The sequence below is a fragment of the Vibrio sp. 10N.239.312.C11 genome (genome assembly GCF_041466065.1).
Classification (GTDB): domain Bacteria; phylum Pseudomonadota; class Gammaproteobacteria; order Enterobacterales; family Vibrionaceae; genus Vibrio; species Vibrio tasmaniensis_A.
The window spans coordinates 87,509-109,892 of sequence record NZ_JBFSRZ010000012.1 but is presented as its reverse complement, the minus strand read 5'-3'; the positions used below and the strand labels follow the sequence as shown (position 1 = coordinate 109,892).

Annotated in this window: 14 protein-coding genes and 1 other annotated feature; of the genes, 5 read left to right on the top strand and 9 right to left on the bottom strand. The window is 44.4% G+C overall.

Going from position 1 to position 22,384, the window contains the following annotated elements:
• Positions 1 to 363: 363 nt before the first annotated feature.
• Positions 364 to 1,272, bottom strand: coding sequence for a deoxyribonuclease IV (gene nfo / locus AB6D07_RS07975; RefSeq protein WP_017102984.1), 909 nt, complete (start codon positions 1,270 to 1,272; stop codon positions 364 to 366).
• Positions 1,273 to 1,598: 326 nt separating this feature from the next.
• Between nfo and grcA the strand changes: the two genes are divergently transcribed.
• Complete coding sequence (gene grcA / locus AB6D07_RS07970) at positions 1,599 to 1,976, top strand: autonomous glycyl radical cofactor GrcA (RefSeq protein WP_009848415.1); 378 nt, start codon at positions 1,599 to 1,601, stop codon at positions 1,974 to 1,976.
• Positions 1,977 to 2,054: 78 nt separating this feature from the next.
• Here the strand turns inward: grcA and thrC are convergent, their stop codons facing one another.
• The 3 genes from thrC to thrA are packed head-to-tail and all read right to left on the bottom strand — an operon-like array spanning position 2,055 to position 6,768.
• Entirely contained in the window at positions 2,055 to 3,338 is a 1,284-nt protein-coding gene (gene thrC / locus AB6D07_RS07965) for a threonine synthase (protein ID WP_017102983.1), read from the bottom strand.
• Positions 3,335 to 4,291: a homoserine kinase gene (thrB, locus tag AB6D07_RS07960; RefSeq protein WP_009848413.1), complete on the bottom strand. Its 957-nt coding sequence runs from the start codon at positions 4,289 to 4,291 to the stop codon at positions 3,335 to 3,337. The genes thrC and thrB overlap by 4 nt, the downstream gene beginning before the upstream one ends.
• A 17-nt stretch (positions 4,292 to 4,308) precedes the next feature.
• Positions 4,309 to 6,768 carry a bifunctional aspartate kinase/homoserine dehydrogenase I gene (thrA, locus tag AB6D07_RS07955; RefSeq protein WP_012603240.1) on the bottom strand — a complete coding sequence of 820 codons (2,460 nt, stop codon included), beginning with the start codon at positions 6,766 to 6,768 and terminating at the stop codon, positions 4,309 to 4,311.
• A 29-nt stretch (positions 6,769 to 6,797) separates the two neighbouring features.
• Positions 6,798 to 6,916: a sequence feature (Thr leader region), on the bottom strand.
• 317 nt (positions 6,917 to 7,233) lie between these two features.
• On the opposite strand from thrA, the gene AB6D07_RS07950 reads away from it, so the two are divergent.
• Complete coding sequence (locus tag AB6D07_RS07950; protein ID WP_017102981.1) at positions 7,234 to 7,710, top strand: hypothetical protein; 477 nt, start codon at positions 7,234 to 7,236, stop codon at positions 7,708 to 7,710.
• A 29-nt stretch (positions 7,711 to 7,739) separates the two neighbouring features.
• Here AB6D07_RS07950 and AB6D07_RS07945 read toward each other — a convergent pair whose 3' ends face one another.
• Entirely contained in the window at positions 7,740 to 8,225 is a 486-nt protein-coding gene (locus AB6D07_RS07945) for a putative 4-hydroxy-4-methyl-2-oxoglutarate aldolase (protein WP_017098326.1), read from the bottom strand.
• Positions 8,226 to 8,801: 576 nt separating this feature from the next.
• Here AB6D07_RS07945 and arcA point away from each other — a divergent pair.
• Complete coding sequence (gene arcA, locus AB6D07_RS07940; protein WP_004741534.1) at positions 8,802 to 9,518, top strand: two-component system response regulator ArcA; 717 nt, start codon at positions 8,802 to 8,804, stop codon at positions 9,516 to 9,518.
• A 186-nt stretch (positions 9,519 to 9,704) separates the two neighbouring features.
• On the opposite strand, the gene AB6D07_RS07935 is transcribed toward arcA, so the two are convergent.
• The 4 genes from AB6D07_RS07935 to AB6D07_RS07920 form a co-directional block, all read right to left on the bottom strand.
• Complete coding sequence (locus AB6D07_RS07935; RefSeq protein ID WP_012603236.1) at positions 9,705 to 10,148, bottom strand: hypothetical protein; 444 nt, start codon at positions 10,146 to 10,148, stop codon at positions 9,705 to 9,707.
• Positions 10,149 to 10,155: 7 nt separating this feature from the next.
• Entirely contained in the window at positions 10,156 to 12,543 is a 2,388-nt protein-coding gene (arcB, locus tag AB6D07_RS07930) for an aerobic respiration two-component sensor histidine kinase ArcB (protein WP_009848408.1), read from the bottom strand.
• Between the two features lie 230 nt (positions 12,544 to 12,773).
• The gene (locus AB6D07_RS07925) at positions 12,774 to 14,525 is read right to left on the bottom strand and encodes a diguanylate cyclase (protein ID WP_012603234.1); all 1,752 of its coding nucleotides are present in this window, start codon (positions 14,523 to 14,525) and stop codon (positions 12,774 to 12,776) included.
• Positions 14,526 to 14,617: 92 nt separating this feature from the next.
• On the bottom strand, positions 14,618 to 15,571 hold the full coding sequence (locus AB6D07_RS07920) for a TIGR01212 family radical SAM protein (protein WP_017102980.1): 954 nt from the start codon (positions 15,569 to 15,571) through the stop codon (positions 14,618 to 14,620).
• 529 nt (positions 15,572 to 16,100) lie between these two features.
• Here AB6D07_RS07920 and gltB point away from each other — a divergent pair.
• Entirely contained in the window at positions 16,101 to 20,648 is a 4,548-nt protein-coding gene (gltB, locus tag AB6D07_RS07915; protein ID WP_017102979.1) for a glutamate synthase large subunit, read from the top strand.
• Positions 20,648 to 22,117, top strand: coding sequence for a glutamate synthase subunit beta (locus tag AB6D07_RS07910; protein ID WP_017098322.1), 1,470 nt, complete (start codon positions 20,648 to 20,650; stop codon positions 22,115 to 22,117). The genes gltB and AB6D07_RS07910 overlap by 1 nt, the downstream gene beginning before the upstream one ends.
• Positions 22,118 to 22,384: the final 267 nt, after the last annotated feature.

The window sequence follows — 22,384 nt, the reverse complement described above, 5'->3', positions numbered from 1 at the left end:
TATAAATACCCAGCAACTCGCTGCAAAAATCAGCTCGAAAGATCAACACGCCCTATTTATACCTCATACAGCTATCAATAAACATGATGTGTAGGGTTCACTTGTTGATGAATCATAATAATCAGTTCAAGTTGTGTTTATCTCGATTAACCACTTTTCTGCTGTGTACGGTGGTGACCGTGGTTATGCACATGACGGTTTGGGGTTGGTAAACGGCGAGCAGCAGAAACAGTTGAAGTTTGGGCTTGTGAATACATAAAGGCACCTCCTCTAAGACATCGTGAACTACATATTCACTTTAATACTATGAAAGAAAGGTGCCAATTTTTAGGAGTAGAAGGAAATTAATTATTCCCTCTATTATTACGCTTCTTCGCTCGCTAGTGTTGCTGAGCGATGGAACATCCTAAGTTGTTGAATTTCCTCTTTCCAGATAGTCGAATCAATGGTTTCTAAGATAAGAGGAATACCATTAAAGCGAGAATCCGAGGCAATATACTCAAAACAATCCCAGCCAATCTCGCCTTTTCCTAAAGAATGATGTCGATCGACTCGACTCGCGAACTCAGCTTTTGAATCATTGATGTGCATTGCTCTTAGATAGTGCATGCCGACAATGCGGTCGAACTCAGCAAAAGTATGCTCACATGCTTCTTTTGTTCGTAGGTCATAACCGGCTGTAAAAGTATGGCAAGTATCTAAACACACGCCGACGCGTGACTTATCTTCTACTTGGTCGATGATCTCTGCTAGGTGCTCAAATCTCCAACCCAGATTAGTCCCCTGCCCTGAGGTATTCTCAATCACGGCAATTACATCAGGCACCGCTTGGTGAGCCAAGTTGATAGACTCAGCGATCTTGGCCAAACATTCGCTTTCTGAGATTTTCTTCAAATGACTCCCAGGATGAAAATTCAAAAGCGTGAGTCCTAGTTGGTTACAACGCTCCATTTCATCAATAAAAGCCGCACGTGATTTCTCTAGCTTCTCTTCTTCTGGTGCTCCTAAGTTAATAAGGTAGGAGTCATGAGGAAGAATATTCTCAGCACTAAAGCCCAACATCTTACAGTTGGCTTTAAACGCACTAATGGTTTTCGCTTCCAGCGGCTTTGCTGCCCACTGTCTTTGGTTTTTGGTAAACAGCGCAAAAGCATTGGCACCGATCTCTCTTGCGCGCATTGGCGCCTGATCAACACCACCAGCAGCAGACACATGAGCACCAATAAACTTAATATTGGTTTGAGGTTTTGAGGATGAATTATTGTTTGTCATTAAATCACTTTACACTTTCAGAATGCTTAATAAATAAAGGGTCGTATCGTTTGTCGTTCAATAAAAACACAACAAATGTAGTAAACTTACAACAAATAAGACTGTTAAATATTTTTTATACTTTAAAATATTTTGTAATTACTTTGTTTTCAAAGGTTTTATTGATTTAACTCAAAGTAATCACCTTGAAAAAAATGAGGTTTTTGGTTGTTTTTTGACTTAAATCAATATTAAACTACCACAAACTAGGTATATATTACTCAGCTCAATAAAATTCGAAAGTTAACACCATAATCAAACCACATAAAGTGGACTAGGAGATAGTTATGATCCAAGGTATTCAAATTACTAAAGCAGCAAACGACGACCTACTAAACTCAATCTGGCTACTAGACAGCGAGAAGAACGAAGCTCGTTGTGTTGTTGCTACTTCAGGTTTCGAAGCTGACCAAGTTATCTCAGCTGCAGACCTAGGCGAGTACGAAAGCCGTGAAGTTGCTATCGAAGCAGCACCACGCATCGAAGGTGGTCAACACCTAAACGTTAACGTTCTTAAGCGTGAAACGCTAGAAGATGCTGTTGCTCACCCAGAGAACTACCCACAGCTAACTATCCGTGTATCGGGTTACGCTGTACGTTTCAACTCTCTAACGACTGAACAGCAACGTGACGTTATCGCACGTACGTTCACTGAGTCTCTATAATTTTTAGAGCTTGAATTAGAATACAAAAACGGCGCTCATTGAGCGCCGTTTTTATTTGTTCAACAATACAGATGTACGTTACGGTTGAACTCGACGAAGCACTACTTTTAGCGCTTCAAAATCATTATCAAGATCTTCAGATAACAACTCCATCGCCGCGTGTTTTGCTAGCGGGCCTGGCAGTTCAATATCCGTACCTAAAATATCATCAACCACTTCTTTGAATTTCGCTGGGTGTGCAGTACACAAGAACAGACCAGTTTCGTTCTCTTGCAGTTGCTCTTCCAATAGACGGTAAGCAATCGCACCATGAGGTTCACACAGGTAACCTTGAGCTTTTAGATCACGTACTGATTCAGCACTCTGCTCATCAGATACTTTACCTTTACCCAAAGTATCCAGTCCCCAACCTTTCAGTTGGCAAAGCTCTTCGATACGTGGCCAGTTGTTTGGTTGGCTCACGTCCATCGCGTTCGATGTTGTCGCAACCGTTGGTTTTGGATCCCATTGACCTGTTTCTAGGTAACGGGGAACCGTGTCGTTTTCGTTGGTTGCTGCAATGAAGCGTTTAACCGGTAAGCCTAGCGCTTTCGCTAATAGACCCGCAGTTAGGTTACCAAAGTTACCACTTGGTACAGAGATAACCAGATTTTCACGTTGCTCTTTGGTTAGCTGAGAAGCCGCCTCAAAGTAATAACAGATCTGAGCCATCAAACGGCTGATGTTGATTGAGTTTGCTGAGTTTAAGCCAATTTCTTTACGCAATTCAGCGTCGTCAAACGCGTCTTTTACTAATGCCTGACACGCATCAAAATCGCCATCAATCGCGACAGTATGGATGTTCTTACCTAACGTACAGAATAGCTTTTCTTGCAGTGGGCTGATCTTGCCTTTCGGGTACAGGATAACAACATTGATGTTTTCCATACCGTAGAATGCGTGTGCAACCGCAGCGCCAGTATCACCCGATGTAGCCGTTAAGATTGTGATTTGACCGCCATCAGAAACCGCAGCCAAAGATTGAGCCATAAAACGGCCACCGAAATCTTTAAATGCTAACGTTGGACCGTGAAACAGTTCAAGTGCGTAAACACCGTCTTTCACTTGGTTGATCGGTGCTGGGAATTGGAATGCCGCATCCACTAGTTGATCAATCTGTTCTTTTGGTAACTCATCACCAATTAGAGCAGAAAGAATCTTTGAACTACGAGGGACAAAGTCCTCTGCAAGTAGTGCATCGATGTCATCGAACTTAGGCAGCTCTGATGGGAAAAATAGACCTTGATTACGACCTAGACCTTGACGAACGGCTTGGCCAAAAGAGACTTGCTCATCGTTTTCTTTGATGTTGTACAGCTTCATAACTCACTTCCTGTAACGATCGAACCTTGTTTATCTAAGCGACAAACGTGGACGAATCCTTCTTCATTTTGTACGTAGTTTTGTTCTAACCAGCGTGCAACACGCTCGGCGACATCTTGTTCTTTGCAAATGCTAAATAGCGTAGGGCCACTACCAGAAATTCCAGTAGCTAATGCTCCTGCTGACGTTGCATATTTACGTGCATCAGCAAACCCTGGAAGCAGTTTCTCACGATATGGTTCAGCAATCACGTCTTTGATCATCTTAGCGGCTAGCTCCGGCTGACCAGAGTGACAAGCATGAATAAAGCCCGCTAAATGACGACCATGGGCAATCACATCTTGACGGCGATACTGAGAAGGCAAGATCTCTCGCGCTTCAGCCGTTGAAACCTTGATGCCCGGGTACGCCATTACCCAATACCAATCGTCAAAACATGGAACCTCTTGGCTAATAATACCTAATTCTTCAAGCATAAGCTGCACACCACCAAGGTAACATGGCGCTACGTTATCGTAATGTATGCCACCTGAAATCTTACCTTCCATTTCACCCATCAGAGCAAGCAGTTCAGTTTCATTCAACGGTTGGCCATGAAAACGGTTCAAGGCATCAAGCGCCGCGACAATTGAACATGCACTTGATCCTAAACCAGAGCCGATAGGCATGTTCTTCTCTAGCGTCATCTCAAGAGACTTAACTGAGATACCTTTCTTATCTAACTCGCGAGAGAACACAACCCAGCAGTCATAGACAATATTTTCTTTGGTTTCAGTTGGCAGCTTAGAAACAAAGCTGCCTGCTGTTTTTAGCGAGAATGGTTCATCACCGGCTTTAACCATTACTCGGTCACCAAGCAATGTGCCATCCACTGGAGACACAGCGGCCCCCAGCACATCAAACCCTACACTGACATTGCCGATTGATGCAGGAGCATAAACAACAACATCCATATCACTTGAACTCATTCCTAAACTCCTAATTTCCAACCAAGAGTACGCATCACATCAGAGAATACGCCTGCTGCTGTAACTTCAGTACCTGCACCGTAGCCACGCAGAACGAGTGGGATTGGCTGGTAGTAACGGCTGTAGAATGCCAGAGCGTTCTCGCCATCTTTAATCTTAAACATTGGGTCATCGCCATCAACAGCTGCGATACGAACCTTACATTTACCTTCAGCGATCTCACCCACATAACGAAGTACTTTGCCTTCTTCTGCTGCGATAGCTGACTGCTCTTTGAAGTATGCATCCGCTTCTGGCAAGCGAGCCATGAACTCGTCAACTGTACCTGAGTCATCAAAACCCGGTGGCAATGCTTGGTCAACTTCAACATCTTCAAGCTCAAGTGCCATACCCGCTTCACGAGCAAGAATAAGCAGCTTACGCGCAACGTCCATACCAGACAGATCATCACGAGGATCCGGCTCAGTGAAGCCGTTATCTTTAGCAATGTTGGTTGCTTGGCTGAGTGTCATACCCTCATCCAGCTTACCGAAGATGTAAGACAGTGAACCAGAAAGAATACCGTTGAACTTCTCAAGCTCATCACCTGCAGAGATTAGGTTCTGTAAGTTTTCGATTACCGGTAGACCTGCGCCTACTGTTGTCTCGTACATCAACTTACGACGAGAGTTACGCGCCACTTCACGAAGCTGATGGTAGTAAGCCATGCTTGCTGTGTTGGCTTTTTTGTTTGGTGTTACAACGTGGAAACCAGCCGCTAGGAAATCTGCGTATTGTCCTGCAATACCTTCGCTAGACGTACAATCAACCAACACAGGGTTGATGATGTGATTACGTTGAACAAGTGCAGCTAAACGCGCTAGGCTAAACTCTTCTGTCGCACTCGACATACGATCACGCCACTGTTCTAGCGGTAGACCATCGCTGTCTAGCAGCAAGCCTTTGCTGTTTGCTAAACCACATACGCGAATCACGATGCCTTTTTCAGCCAGTTTGCCTTGTTGACGTTGGATCTGGTCAACAAGCTCACCACCAACACCGCCAACACCGACAACGAAGACGTCAAGGAAGTGCTTAGAGTTAAATAGGTTTTCGTGACACGCTTTGATTGCTTCTGAGATTTTATCTTCCGGGATAACCGCAGAGATAGCGCGCTCTGAAGAGCCTTGAGCAATAGCGACGATGTTAACGTTCACTTCCGCTAAAGAAGAGAAGAACTGAGAAGCGACACCACGTGAAGTACGCATACCGTCACCCACCAGCGTCACAATCGCAACATCATCCATGAACTCAACAGGCTCTAATAGGCCATCTTTAAGTTCAAGTTCAAACGCGTCTGACAACACTTGCTTCGCTTTCACTTTGTCAGCCGATTCAATACAGAAGCTGATGCTGTACTCAGAAGAAGATTGAGTAATAAGGACAATAGAAACGCCTGCAGAAGACATCGCGCCGAATACACGACTCGCCATGCCTACCATGCCCTTCATTCCTGGGCCTGATACGTTAACCATCGTTAGGTCACTTAGCGTAGTGATACCTTTGATCGCCAGGTTATCTTCGCCAGTGTCTTGGCCAATCAAAGTGCCTGCACCCTGTGGGTTGAAGCTGTTTTTGATCAGACATGGAATATGGAATTGTGCGATAGGTGCGATTGTTTTCGGGTGTAGAACTGAAGCACCGAAGTAAGAAAGCTCCATCGCTTCTTGGTAGCTAAGTGATTTAAGAAGACGAGCATCATCCACTAAGCGTGGGTCACAGTTGTAAACGCCATCGACGTCAGTCCAAATCTCACAGCAATCAGCACGTAGACATGCCGCTAGAACTGCAGCTGAGTAGTCAGAGCCGTTACGGCCAAGCGTTACTAGCTCGCCTTTTTCATTACCAGCAGTAAAGCCCGGCATGATATTTACGTGACCTTTAGGAAGCGGTGATTGGCGGAAGTTCTGAGTTGAAACATCCACATCCACCATAGCTTCAAGATGATCACCTTGAGCATAGAGATATTCCACAGGGTCAATCAGGCTTGCTGGTTGGCCTTTCGCTTCCAGTACCGCTTTCATTAACTGGATTGAAACTCGCTCACCTTTACTAATGATACGAGCATTTACGTGATTCGGGCACATGCCCAGTAGGTTAATACCATTCACGAACTGCTTAAGTTGAGCAAGAGAGGTATCGACTTGCTCTTGAAACGCAGAGCCATCTACTGACGGCAATACCGCTTGAATCTCTGCAAACAGTGCAGAAAATGATGATTCGATCTCTGAAATCTGTGTGTCAGCTTCACCGTTTTTCAGTGCAGCTTCAATAACAGCGACCAACTTATTGGTTGTTTTTCCTGGAGCCGATAGTACAACGGCTAGCTCTTCTTGCTGGGCATTATTAGCGATGATATCAGCCGCTCGTAAAAAACGATCTGCATCAGCTAATGATGAACCTCCAAACTTTAAAACGCGCATCCCTTTCTCCATAAGTCATAAAAATGGTACAAAAAAAGGCCTGTATCTTGTTGGATACAGGCCTTTTTTTTAAAATCCGTTACTTAGCAGCCTGCCCCAACAATGTGAATGTCGGTAATAATAATGGTGGTGGTCATTACTAGGTGGCTTACATGCTGCATATCAAATTCTCTGCTTGTGCTTTACTCTACGTGTATCAATTTTTACTACTATGCGTCAATGAAAAGTTGCGTTTTTTTTACATTCACACCGTTTTTCAGAGCAAACCTTCATTTAAGAGATAAAACACCCTGCATCAACCTGCCATTCTGAGACTGGATTAACTCATCAAACAAACAGAAGTAATTAGTTGCATATGCAGTCATAACAAAATGCTCTATCGATAGTACAGCGAACATACAAGTCCTGTGCTTTAATTGAACAATAACGTTCGAAAAACAATAATAATGACATCAGGAGTGGGAAATGAAGAGATTACTTATTCTTTTAGTCTTTGCTATGCCTGTCGTTTGTTCAGCGAACAGTTTACCGCTACTGAGCAGTTTGCCTTTGCTCCCCAGTCAAATCGATAGCTCTGCCCATAAGTTTTTTATCTCCACGCAAAGTACATCGAGTGAAAGCTTTGATACGTGGACAGTAGACAGTGGTTATTCTTATAGCTTGTTTTCTGATGTGGATCTTTATGTCGGTACACGAATCAACACTGCTGCACTGAAATATGAGAGTGGATTCTTGAGTGGTGTTAGTTATCAGTTTTCCGAAAGAGTCTCTTTCAACAGCTCTCTACACACCTATAACAATGAAACCGAAGACAGTGAGAAATCGGTAGCCGCAGAGCTTTCCAGCCGCGTGCAACTAACCGACAATCTAGATATGCATGCCACCCTTGATTATGAAGAGTGGCAACGCGGTGTTGAAGTGGGATTGGGCTTTCGTTTCTAATCTATCTCACTTCTTGATTGATAAGCCCGTTAAGATTCAATCAACAATTCCGTTGAAATTAACACACCATTCCAATCGGCATAAATGTAATCACCGGGCTGAATCAGTTGATTGTGTATAGAGAGCGTCACATTCACTTGCCCAACACCGTGCTTCTCGGTTTTAAATGGAGAGGCTCCGAGAGCTTGAATACCAAGATCCATCTGCGCCATCATCGCAACATCACGCACCGCACCATTCACAATGACGCCTTCCCAACCATTTTCTATGGCTAGAATAGCCAATTGGTCGCCAAGTAACGCTTTTTGACACGAGCCATTACCGTCTACAACGAGTACTTTGCCGCAGCCATCGGTCTCTAAAACCTCACGAACCTTGGAATTATCGTGATAACAACGAACTGTTACAATTTTTCCCCAGAACGCACCACGCTGGCCGAAGTTCTGTAATGGCATATTCAGTAGCGTGACTTTGCTTTCAAACTCATCACATAAGTCAGGTGTTATATCGTGCATATATCCTCCGTGAGTAAGGCAAACCTATTAAGTCAGGTGAGCCTCTATGCTTTTATATATTATTAAAATTAATCCTTTGTTTTCATTGCTCTATGCCCAATTTAATACGAAATAAAAGTTGATTGAGCATATTTATCTACTAGACTCTAAGGATAGCTTTCAGCTTCCTTGGTTCATAGTCCAGTCTTTAGCAAGCAAGATGTGCGAAACATCTCGAATAATCATTCTTATTTTGGTGCTAAATAGTCACCATAACATTGGTTAAGTTGTAGCCATACTATTAAAGTTTGTTGCGATACGGCAATTGATGTAAATCAACAAAGTGAATGGAATTAACATTCTCGCGTTGTTAGCATGCTGTTAACATTATAGAATCCTCTTAAATCACTAAAAGAATGATTGAAAGGCGTACTGGATCTACGTTATTGGGCAATACTTCAAGGAAGGCAGATAGCTGGAAGTAAGTGTTTTTTTGAAAACTTTAAGTTATCATCAAAAATACATTACCTGTATGTTATGTTTTGCCTAGAATTTATTCTATTAGCACAGTTTCGTCACAAATTTAGGTACCGCCAAATGCAAACCCCGCAGATTCTTATCGTTGAAGATGAGCAAGTAACTCGTAACACTCTAAAGAGTATTTTTGAAGCAGAGGGATATGCTGTTTTTGAGGCTAGCGACGGTGAAGAGATGCACCAAGTGCTATCTGATAACCAAGTTAACCTTGTAATTATGGACATCAACCTTCCAGGTAAGAATGGCCTACTACTTGCGCGTGAACTACGTGAGCAAGCAAATGTAGCGCTTATGTTCTTAACTGGTCGTGATAATGAAGTTGATAAGATCCTTGGCCTAGAAATCGGCGCTGATGACTACATCACTAAGCCTTTCAACCCTCGTGAGCTGACTATCCGTGCACGTAACCTTCTTAACCGTTCAATGAGCACAAGCTCTGTTCAAGAAGAAAAGCGTAGCGTTGAGAAGTACGAGTTCAATGGTTGGGTACTAGATATCAACAGTCGTTCTCTGGTTAGCCCAGATGGCGAAGGCTACAAGCTACCTCGTTCAGAGTTCCGTGCTCTACTTCACTTCTGTGAGAACCCAGGTAAGATCCAAACACGTGCAGACCTTCTTAAAAAGATGACTGGCCGTGAGCTTAAGCCACACGATCGTACTGTAGACGTAACAATCCGTCGTATTCGTAAGCACTTTGAATCTGTTTCTGGTACACCAGAAATCATCGCGACGATTCACGGTGAAGGCTACCGCTTTTGTGGTGACCTAGAAGACTAATTCGATTCGCGCTTCTGGCCGTTTAGTTCTTGCCGTCGATTAGCACTTCTAAACCGATAGCACTCTAACCAGTTAGTACTTATAAACAGTTAGTACTTCTAGCAATCGAAGCGTGAACAATCGTTATTAAAAAGGGAGAATGCCAACGCATTCTCCCTTTTTTATTGTTCATTGTTCGCTAAGGTTTTAGTAAACCGTATCTACCTTCACGTCTTTCTCGACTAACCACTTCACGGTTTCGCCATCTTTGAGTTCAATCGCAACATCAACAGGCTTATCACTGTCGATCTCTAACTGCCATACAAAAGCGACTTCCCACTGCGTTTCACTATGTGTTCTTAAATCTAGATCGTCAGCAGTTACCAACAAGGTATCTGCACCCTGTTTAACCGTCACACTCTCAACCGCAAGTGTTGCTGGTAATTGTGAGTCAGACTCTAGGTAGATAGCACCATGCAAAGTCTTATCTTGAGCCTCCCCAATCGTAGGCATTTTGTTGTGCCACAGGTTGCTTTTCATTGTGACTGTCGCTGCAGATACTTCGACTTGATTATCTTGCTGCCATTCTACTTGTGGCGCAGAACAACCCGCTAATGCTACTACACATGCGGCAAATGCTAATTTTTTCATCATTCTTCTACCTTTGATTTAACCAACTCTTTAAGACTTCAATATCATTTTGGTATTCGTTATTTATTTCATCAACCCAATCTGAAATGTTCTCCCACCACGCAGGCATATCTGGAGATTGAGCTTTCTGAGCAACTTGCTGTATGCGTTTCAGGCCAATGGAACCTGCTGCACCTTTAATCTTGTGTGCCTCAGAAACGATACTGTCTTGATCTTTCGCAACCATATTGGAATTCAATATTTCCATATATTCCGGCATCATATCTTCAAACATCACGATACTATCCAAAACAGGTTTCGACCCGACAATGTCAACATAAGACTCTAGCATATCAATATCAAGCAAAGTGGTATCAATCGTTGAAAGAGCCGGCTTACTCGCTGTTACTTTCTCAACACCTGCTACTTTTTCAACATCCTTTACTGTATCAATGCCCTCGGCTTTCTCAATAACCTCTGGGGCATCCTCAATCAACTCGCTGATGACATCCTGGATTGCACGAACCGACAGTGGTTTACTGATCGCTTCATCCATGCCTTTCTGGAAATACTCTTGCTTATTGTTTAATACATTCGCGGTTAATGCCACCAAAGGCGGCAATTGGCTATATTTCTCGCGGTAGTATTGGGCAATGTCGAAACCAGTCATATCTGGTAACTGGATATCCAGTAATACCAAGTCATAATCTTTCGGGTTGAAAACGATTTGTGCCTCTTTACCCGTCATTACGACTGTCACTTCATGCCCTAGGCTTTCAAGTAAAGAACGAGCTACTGTGATATTGAGCTCAATGTCTTCGACCATGAAAATCTTAAGGTTGGACTGCTTTCTTGGCGTTTTAATCAAAGCCTGAGTATCGTGATTAACTGGAACTCGAATCGAAATCGTAAAGGTACTACCAAACCCCTCTTCACTGGTGACTTCAATGTGACCATCCATCATATTGATCAGCTGTTGAGATACAGCAAGACCAATTCCGGTACCGACAGCGTGTAAATTGTCTGTTCCCGACTTTACCTGATAGTACATCGCGAAGATCTTCTCGATTTCGCTTTCAGGGATACCAATCCCGGTATCTTCTACTTCCATCGTGATGTTGGCAAAGTCGCCATCAATTTCAGCGCTGACCGTCATCACGACACCACCATCTTTGGTGAACTTCATCGCGTTGCTTACAAGGTTCCACAATACCTGTCTAAGACGAGTACCATCCACCTCAACTGCAGATGGGAGATCGGACAATCTTTCTAGATCAAACCTCAACCCTTTCTGCTCTGCCATTAACGCAGAAATGCTTTCGATCTCAACAACGAAATCTTCAAAATTGATAGGGGTTGGGAATAGCTCAAGCTTACGGCGGTCGAACTTATCCATGTCGATAATATCGTTAAAGATATTACCCAGTGTCACCGCACTCACCTTGATGGTTTGCATCTGCTTACGCTGCTCGGTCGTCAGCTGGCTATCCAATAACATGCGGCTCAAGCCGATGATGCCATTGAGCGGTGTTCTTAACTCGTGGCTAATGGTTGAGATAAAGGTGGTCTTATCGCGACTGGCTTTCTCTAGTGATTCTTGGTGCTCTTTACGCTCGGTAATATCACGACCAAAACCAACCAAGCCAAGGTGGCGACCATCTTTACTGTAGAAAGGCACCTTACGCAGCTCGAAGTAACTCTTACGTCCATCGGGGTATTCAAGCCATTGGTCATAGGTCAAAGCTTGGTTGTCAGCAAAGACTTTCTTATCGGTTTCAACAACTTGCTGGGCTACCTCTTTGCTGTAGACATCCCAAGGCGTCAAACCAACTAGCTCTTTTTCTGTTTTGCCCGTGAGTTCTTCAACCGCTCGGTTGCAACCTGAAAACACCCCATCTTCATTGCGATAATAAATGAGGTCAGGCGAGGCATCGATAAACGAACGCAACAGCGCCGTACGTTCTGCTAATTCAAGCTGAGTTCGCTCACGCTGAAACACTTCGTTCTCAAGATCATGCATTGCTTCTGCACGCGCTTCTTCTGCTTTTTCACGATCTTCAATTTCTTGGTTGAGCTTTTCGATATTGAGTTGCAGTTTATTGTTGAGTTCTTGATCTCGCTCTCGCATGTCACCCAGCTTAGAGACCAATTTAGCCAACCTTTGGCGAGACTCTTCCAGTTGATCGACCACGACTGAGAGAAAATAGACCGCCCAAGGTGTGATCACTAAACCGAAGAAAACCGAACGGACAATGTCGATATCATCAACATTACCTTTGAGTGCGAGGGTGATACCGACTTGTACAACAACAGCAAGGGCAACAAGCGCTAGGGCGAGTAAGATAGAAAAGCGGACAATCCCCAATTTTACGAGCAGATCCACGTAATACTGGGCAAGATTTTTCATGGGTTTCATTTAGCGCTCCACGCGATAAGACTAGCAACATTCTACCTTGTTTGAAGATAGTAGGTAAGCTAGCTACATCACACGCAGCAAGAGATTAGCGGTAATATCGAAGGTTAATCAACCAATATTAATACTAACCAAGCAATATCAATACTAGCCAAGCCACATAAATATTAACCAAGTAATATAAATGCTAAATAAGACAAAGACGGAGTCACTAAGTTACCCATTCTATAAAGTTAGTGAATAGAGTATGGATGCACTATCGAACGATTTCGACCATCAGATTTCGCTTGATACAACGCACTGTCAGCCAAGGCAACAGCAGACTCCATTTCGTCATCAGGTGTTGGTATATAAGAGACAATACCAATACTCACCGTGATGGAGTCAGACACTGTAGACTTCTCATGAGCGAGTCCTAGTTTTTGCACTTCATCATGAATTCGACGAGCGACCATAAGCGCACCTTCTGTGGTTGTGTTTGGGAGAATAAAGCCAAACTCTTCACCACCGTACCGAGCCACGCAATCCGAAGAGCGATTCAACACCTGCTTAAAGGCTTGTGAAACCTGAATCAAAGCATCGTCTCCTTGTTGGTGTCCATAGAAATCGTTATAGCCTTTAAAGAAGTCGATATCACACAGCATGATCGTCAACGGCAACTTCTCACGCACATGATGATGCCACAATGTAGACAGCTGCTCATCGAAGCGACGTCGATTGGATACCTGAGTTAAACTATCCATAAAACTGAGGCGCTCAAGCTCTAAATTAGCTTCTTCAAGTTTCTGCTCGGCGAGGTAACGTTCTGTGATATCACGTGCCATGATCAGTACACCATTGGTACTCGATGCAGGGTCTCTAAAAGGCGACTTCACTACATCATACCAAGTAAACTCTCCATCACTTGAAACCAGTTTGTCGATGTAACGCAACGAGTTACCTTGATGAAGTACTTGGTGATCACTCTCTGATACGCGCATATAAATGCTATTTGGTACTACGTCTTGTAGACGTTTACCCACTAAGTCACTGACTTCAGAAATACCCAACGCTGCCACAAATGGCTTATTACACGCCTGGTAAACCATATTTTCGTTGAAGATACCAATCGAGTCAGGGCTCGCTTCCAAGATGTTTTGTAAAATGGTGTCACGTTGTGCAAGTGCAACTTCAGTATCTTTACGCTTTTCCATTTCCCCACGCAGTTGTTGCTGCATGTCATGCCAATCCGTCACATCGTGACTTATCGAGAGCGTACCTATGGTTTCCCCACTTTGCGAGAGCAAAACACTTTGATAGGTTTCAAGGAGACACCCCTTACCATCTTGGTCTGTGGTCCATGAGCGCTCACTGACACGACCTTTTAAGGCACCACTAGACACACTTAAAGTGCCCTCTTCAGGGCGACCATGCCAAAACTTTTTAAACGCTCGATTACTCGCGACCAATTCACCCTTTTGATCGATGACATAGACCAACTCAGATAAAGAATCCAAAGCGGTACGAGCAACATTGAGATCACGAACCTCTTGGGAAATCTCTTCGTTGGTACTTTTATAAGGGGAAGCATGTATCATCCAAGCCTTTCTACTTCTAAAGTGGATCTTACGACCCACCAAGTTGATCTTAAAAGATTCAAATTCAGAAAGAACCCAAGACGAGAGATATTCAAACGTTCGAGAGTTGATGTGATCAGTGAGGTAATGACGAAAACTATTCTCAGCTTCCACTGTTGGAAAACGAAAGTGAGTACCTATTTGGCGGATACCAAGCAACTGCATGGCTTGGCGATTGGCGTACAAGATCTCGCCACTTCGGATGTCAACAAAATAAAGAGGTGAAGGTGTAGCAAGAAGAAGCTGTTCAATATATGACTGGTAACGTAAATAAATATGCCAGCAGATGAGACCTATCAGCAATAGAACAACGATATATATACCGTAGCCATACGCCCTATCCCATAACCAAGTCATTACCAGTTCCATCTGCTCTCAATCTATACTTATAAATTCTGTGAGGGAAATGTTACCACTATTTGTTGGTTTTATCTGCTGTTACCTACAGTCACCCATCCCTATCAATTGGTCGCGTTTAAAACAGGTTGCGTGTACTCGAATGCAAAGCCTGTTTTAATGCCTTGTGCGCCGGTTTTATCAAGCGAACGACCAATCTCAGTCATCGCCAACCAACGGTTCTCACACCATAAAGGGGAGAGTAGTGTCGGGCGTCTCGCCGCAGAAGATACACGATGATAAACCACGTCCGCTGGTGTGCGTTGAATGATCTCACTCGCGATATCAATGTACTCCTCAAGGCTTGATGCTTCTAGCTTTCCTGCCTTCCAGGCTTTAGCCATAGTACTGCCTTCAACAATATGAAGCCCGTGAAGCTTGATACCATCAGTGCCAGCTGCTAATACCTTCTCTAGAGTTTCAAGGTTATCCGCTTTGGTTTCTTTGGGCAGGCCGACAATAAGGTGAGTACATACCTTGATTCCTAAAGCACGTGCGCGCTGGGTGATCGTTTCATACACAGTGAAATCGTGTCCGCGGTTAATTCGCTTGAGGGTTTTATCATTGGCTGTTTGCAGGCCGAGCTCTAGCCAAATTTCGTAACCTTGCTTAACGTACTCCGCGAGCAGGTCCAGTACTGCATCAGGCACGCAGTCTGGTCTCGTGCCAACACAAAGGCCAACAATCTCTGCTCCGGGTGCTTTTAGAGCCTCTTCATACATATTCTTGAGTACCTGCACCTCAGCGTAAGTACTGGTGTACGCCTGAAAATAAGCAAGATACTTCTTGGCACGAGCGATTTCACCCGCACGATCTGTTAATTGATCAGCAATACTTTGAACTTGAGTTTGTTCATCGGCAAAAGAAGCTACGTTGCAGAAGGTACAACCGCCACGGCCAATTGTCCCGTCTCGGTTTGGGCAACTAAACCCACCGTGAAGTGTCAGCTTGTGAACCTTCTCGCCATAACGACGTTGGAGATCTTGGCCGATAGTATTAACTAACTCGTGTAATTGCATATTTTCAAAGCACTCAAGTAAATAAGAATGAATATCAGTCTTTTTTGAAAAAAAATTACATCCCTGCAAAATTCGACCAATTAGTTTACGCAAGGATTTTTGCGAGCAACCTATCAAATATCAATAAACATGCCAAAAATAAGCTCTATTTGCCTAATGTTGCACATTTGTTAGGCATTAAATTCAAAACAAAACGAAAAAAATGGTCTACATCGGTTAACTTTCATTGCAATTCGCCTAGACAAAATTGTAGGATACTTACACATATTGGCTATTTCTGAGTGTTTACTTACATCGAAAACTTGCCAATAAGTCGGTGATATCTAACTCCCACCTATATAAACCACTAGTTTGTGGTTAAAAATAAACAGGTATCACTAAGGATTGTTTTTCTCGCAATACTTTTCCTGCGAGATACGGAAAGGATTCAAACCGCCAGCATAGGCAGGTTTAGACCCATAAATATAAAAGGACAAGGCTGACTTTATACAAATAAGTTGCGCCTAGATTTAACTGGAAGGATGTATCTATGGTAGATCAAGAGCAGAACTCACAGGGTCTGTATACTCCTGAATTGGAGCATGACGCTTGTGGTATCGGTTTTGTTGCTCATCTTAAGAATCGCAAATCTCATGATGTAGTAACTCAAGCACTCGATATGCTTGCACGTATGGAACACCGTGGCGGCCAAGGCTGTGATCCGTGTTCTGGTGATGGTGCAGGTATCCTGCTACAGAAGCCACACGAATTCTTACTAGAAGAAGCCGTAAAGCTTGGAATTAAACTGCCATCTTTTGAAAAATATGGTGTTGGTGTTGTACTTTTCCCTAAGGATGAATACAAACGTGCACAGTGTCGTGACATTCTAGAACGCAATGCACAGCGCCTTGAGTTAGAAGTGATCGGTTACCGAGAACTTCCAACTGACAATTCAATGATTGGTGCTGACCCACTAAGCACTGAACCTCAATTTGAACACGTATTTATTTCTGGCGGCCCTGGTATCACACCAGAAGAGCTTGAGCGTAAACTGTATGTTCTACGTAACTACACTGTTCGTGTATGCCTAGAAAGCGTGTCATACATCGGTGACGACTTCTACATCAACTCTATGTCTTACAAGACATTGGTGTACAAAGGTCAGCTAACAACAGAACAAGTTCCTCAGTACTTCCTAGACCTGCAAAACCCAACTATGGTGACAGCTCTAGCACTGGTACACTCTCGCTTCTCTACCAATACATTCCCTCGTTGGCGTCTGGCTCAGCCTTTCCGTTACATAGCGCATAATGGCGAAATCAATACGGTTCGCGGCAATCTAAACTGGATGAAAGCACGTGAAGCAATCCTAGAGTCGGATCTGTTTACACAAGCTGAAATCGACATGCTGCTTCCTATCTGTCAGGAAGGTAGCTCGGATTCATCAAACTTCGATATGGCGCTTGAGCTACTTGTTCTTTCAGGTCGTACTCTGCCACACGCATTAATGATGATGATCCCTGAAGCATGGCAAGAAAACAAAAACATGGATCCAACTCGTCGTGCGTTCTACCAGTACCACGCGAACGTAATGGAACCATGGGATGGCCCAGCTTCTGTCTGCTTCACTGATGGTGTTCAAGTTGGTGCAACGCTTGACCGTAACGGTCTGCGTCCTTCTCGCTACACAGTAACGAAAGACGACTTCCTAGTGATGGCGTCTGAATCTGGTGTTGTTGAGATCGCTCCCGAAAACGTTGAATACCGTGGTCGTTTACAACCAGGTCGTATCTTCGTTGCTGACCTTGAGCAAGGCCGCATCATTTCTGACGAAGAAGTGAAAGACGGTATTGCTAAAGCACAACCCTACGAAAAATGGGTTGAAGAGAACCTTCTGAGCTTGAAAAAGCTACCTGATGCGAACAACGAATTTAACCAACCTTCTCCAGAAAAGTTGCTTCATAAACAACAATCGTTTGGTGTGAGCTCTGAAGAAGTAAACGAAATCATTCTACCTCTTGCAAAAACAGGCTACGAGCCACTTTCTGCAATGGGCGCTGACTGGCCGCTAGCGATTCTTTCTCATCAATCGCAGCACCTTTCAAACTACTTCAAGCAATTATTTGCACAAGTAACAAACCCGCCAATCGATCCGATTCGTGAGCGTATGGTTATGTCTCTGAACACTTACCTAGGTAAGGATCAGAACCTACTTGCTGAAACGCCTGAACACTGTCAAAAAGTAGAACTTGAGTCTCCAGTTCTGTCTAACTCTGAGTTAGAGAAGCTACGTGCAATCGATAACGAGCACCTTCAAGCGAAGACGCTGGATATCGTATTCCAAGCAAACGGAGACAACGGTAAGTTAGAGCGCGCACTTAAGCGTATCTGCCAATACGCAGAAGACGCTGTGATTGATGGCTACTCTATCATCCTACTGACAGACCGTGCGGTTAACTCTACCCACGCCGCTATTCCAGCAATGCTGGCAGTTGGCGCGGTTCACCACCATCTTATCCGTAAAGGTCTAAGAGCTAAGTGTGACATTGTTGTTGAAACGGGCGATGCTCGCGAGACACACCACTTTGCAACGCTAATCGGCTACGGTGCGAACGCAGTTAACCCATACCTAGTTATTGAAACGATTGTTGAACTGCAACGTACGAAGAAGCTAGATCCAAACGTACACCCACGTGAGTTATTCGATAACTACCGTAAAGGTGTCAACGGCGGTCTACTGAAGATCTTCTCTAAGATGGGGATCTCTACGCTACAGTCTTACCACGGTGCGCAAATCTTTGAAGCACTTGGTGTAAGCAAGTCAGTGGTTGAAAAATACTTCACTGGTACTGTTTCTCGTATCCAAGGTCTAACGATCGATGATATCGCACGAGAAGTGCTAGTTCGTCACCGTGTTGGTTACCCAGCTCGTGAAATCCCAGCTCAGATCCTTGATGTTGGCGGTGTTTACCAGTGGAAACAACGTGGCGAGAAGCACCTATTCAACCCTGAAACGATTTCTCTACTTCAAGAGTCGACGCGTAACAAAGATTACGGTCAATTCAAGAAGTACGCAAAAGCAGTTGATGACCAAGGCGACAACGCAGCAACGCTACGTAGTCAACTGGACTTCATCAAGAATCCTGCTGGCTCTATTCCTCTTGCAGAAGTAGAACCCATCGAGAACATCCTTAAGCGTTTCGCAACTGGCGCAATGAGCTTTGGTTCAATCTCACATGAGGCTCACTCAACACTGGCTGTTGCAATGAACCGCATTGGCGCGAAATCAAACTCAGGTGAAGGTGGTGAAGATCCAGCACGTTTCGAACGCAAAGAAAACGGTGACTGGGAACGTTCAGCAATCAAACAGGTGGCTTCTGGTCGCTTTGGTGTAACGTCTTACTACCTATCTAACGCTGATGAGCTTCAAATCAAGATGGCTCAAGGAGCGAAACCTGGCGAAGGTGGTCAACTACCTGGTGATAAGGTTGATGATTGGATCGGTGCAACACGTCACTCGACTCCGGGCGTAGGTCTTATCTCTCCACCGCCACACCACGATATCTACTCAATCGAAGATTTGGCTCAGCTGATCTACGATCTGAAAAACGCGAACCGTAACGGCCGTGTCAACGTGAAGCTAGTATCAGAAGCTGGCGTAGGTACGATTGCATCGGGTGTAGCAAAAGCGAAAGCTGACGTAGTACTTATCGCAGGTTTTGATGGTGGTACGGGTGCATCTCCGATGTCTTCTATCCGTCACACTGGTCTGCCTTGGGAACTGGGTCTAGCAGAAACGCACCAAACACTACTGAAAAACGGCCTACGTAACCGTATCGTTGTTCAGTCTGATGGTCAGATGAAAACACCACGTGACCTTGCAGTCGCAACGTTACTTGGCGCTGAAGAATGGGGCGTAGCAACAGCTGCTCTAGTTGTTGAAGGCTGTATCATGATGCGTAAGTGTCACAAGAATACATGTCCTGTTGGTATCGCAACACAAAACAAAACTCTTCGTGAGCGTTTCGACGGCCGCGTAGAAGACGTAGTAACGTTCTTCCAATACATGGCTGAAGGTCTACGTGAAGTAATGGCTGAACTTGGCTTCCGCTCTATTGATGAGATGGTTGGTCAATCGCACAAACTTAAAGTTCGTGATGACATCGGTCACTGGAAGTACAAGAACCTAGATCTAACACCAGTACTGCACATTGAGCAGGCTCGTGCAGAAGATGGTATCTACAACCAGACAACACAGAATCATAATCTTGAAGACGTTCTAGACCGTAAGTTGATTCAGGCTGCAATCCCAGCGCTTGAGAAAGGTGAAGCGGTTACCGCTCAGTTCCCTATCATCAACACGGACCGTTCAGCAGGCACGATGCTGTCGAACGAAATCTCGAAGGTTTACAAAGACCAAGGTTTACCACAGCCAATGAACGTTAAGTTCCACGGTAGTGCAGGTCAATCTTTCGGTGCGTTCCTTGCGAAAGGCGTAAAATTCGAAGTAGAAGGCGACGCGAACGATTACTGGGGTAAAGGTCTGTCTGGCGGTACATTGGTACTGTACCCAGATGCGAAATCATCTATCGTTGCGGAAGATAATATCGTGGTCGGTAACGTATGTTTCTACGGTGCCACTTCTGGTGAATCTTTCATTCGCGGTATGGCTGGCGAACGTTTCTGTGTTCGTAACTCAGGTGCGAAGGTTGTAGTTGAAGGTGTTGGTGACCACGGTTGTGAATACATGACAGGTGGCGCGGCAATTATCCTTGGCTCAACGGGGCGTAACTTTGCTGCAGGTATGAGTGGCGGTGTCGCTTATGTTTGGGATAAAGCAGGCGACTTCGAAACCAAGCTCAACGCAGAACTTGTAGACCTAGATCCAATTGAACAAGAAGATAAAGATCTTCTACTAGATATGCTAACGAAGCATGTTGAATTCACAGGAAGTGAAGTTGCTCAGTCTTTCCTAGACAACTTTGAAGTAAGTGTCGCATCACTAGTTAAAGTAATGCCTCGCGACTACAAAGCAGTTCTTGAGAAGCGTAAAGCTGAAGCACAACAGGCACAAACGGAAGAAGTGGAGGCAGTATAATGGGTAAGCCTACTGGATTTTTAGAACACGGTCGTGAGCTTCCAAAAAAGCTCGACCCGTCAGTTCGAATTGAAGACAACAAAGAGTTCGTACTTAACGAAGAGTTTGGTGAAAAGATCAGTACTCAAGCATCTCGTTGTATGGACTGTGGCGTACCTTTCTGTCACAACGGCTGTCCGATTGGTAACATCATCCCAGAATTCAATGACGCGGTTTACCGTGACAGCTGGGAAGAGGCTTGGAACATTCTAAGCTCTACCAACAACTTCCCTGAGTTTACAGGTCGTGTTTGTCCTGCTCCTTGTGAAAGTGCCTGTGTTCTTGGCATCAACCAAGACCCAATCACTATCTGTAATATCGAGAAAACGATTGTAGAAACTGCGTACCGTGAAGGGTACGCAAAGCCTAAGACACCACGCTCTCGTACAGGTAAAACTGTCGCGGTTATCGGTTCAGGTCCTGCAGGCTTAGCCGCAGCTGAGCAACTAAACAGCGCTGGTCACTCTGTGACGGTATTTGAACGTGACGAGAAAGTCGGTGGCCTACTGCGTTTCGGTATCCCAGATTTCAAACTGGGTATGGACGTGATTGATCGTAAGATCAACCTAATGGCTGAAGCTGGTGTTGAGTTTAAAGTGAACCAACACATCGGTGTTGATGTTAATGCTCAACAGTTGCGCCAAGAGTTTGATGTGGTATTGCTAACGGGTGGTTCTACGGTTCCACGTGACTTGCCAATCCCAGGTCGTGAGCTGAAAGGCGTTCACTTTGCCATGGAATTCCTTGGTCAAAACAACCGCCGTGCCAACGACTTAGACCTAAAAACAGAAGAGCTTCACGCTAAAGATAAGCACATTGTGGTTATCGGTGGTGGTGATACGGGTTCTGACTGTGTGGGTACATCAAACCGTCATAAAGCAGCAAGCATTACTCAGGTTGAGATCATGCCGATCCCACCAGAGAAGCGCCCTGCTAATATGCCTTGGCCTCAGTACCCAATGATCATGAAGACCACCACTTCTCACGAAGAAGGTTGTGAACGTCATTGGAACATCCTGACTAAAGAGTTCATCTCTGACGATAACGGTAATGTAACCGGACTTCGTATCGCTGACATCGTTTGGCAAGACGCAAAACCAGGCGAACGTCCAGGTTTTGATGAAGTAGCGAACTCTGAACGTGTTATTCCGTGTGACATGGCATTCCTTGCAATGGGCTTCTTACACCCAGAGCCAACAGGCGTGCTTGCTCAGCTAGACATTAAACTGGACGAGCGCGGTAACGTTGCTTCTGAAGGCTTTGCGACCAACCAGAAAGGCGTTTTCGCTGCTGGTGATATGCGTACTGGCCAGTCTCTGGTTGTACGTTGTATTAACGAAGGTCGTGAATGTGCAATTGCCATTGATGACTTCTTAATGGGCAACTCAAACTTAGAAGCGAAAGCTGATTCACTCATGCTTTCCGCATAATATTTCTCGGGCTAATGTCGTTGACGTTAGCCTAGGGAAAAAGCAACACCCTTCCTAACTTTTATATTTGGCTAGCACTCGATGCTAGCCTTTTTTCTATCTAGCCTTTCACTCTTTCTCAATCACTCCTACTGCATATGTTAAATCCCGTTAACATCTGACTTTTATATGTCATTGATCTTCATCGACTATTTTAGATTATTACGTGGCTAATCGCGTTTACACATGATAATTAACCATGAACTTGACCTTAAACACAATTAGCTA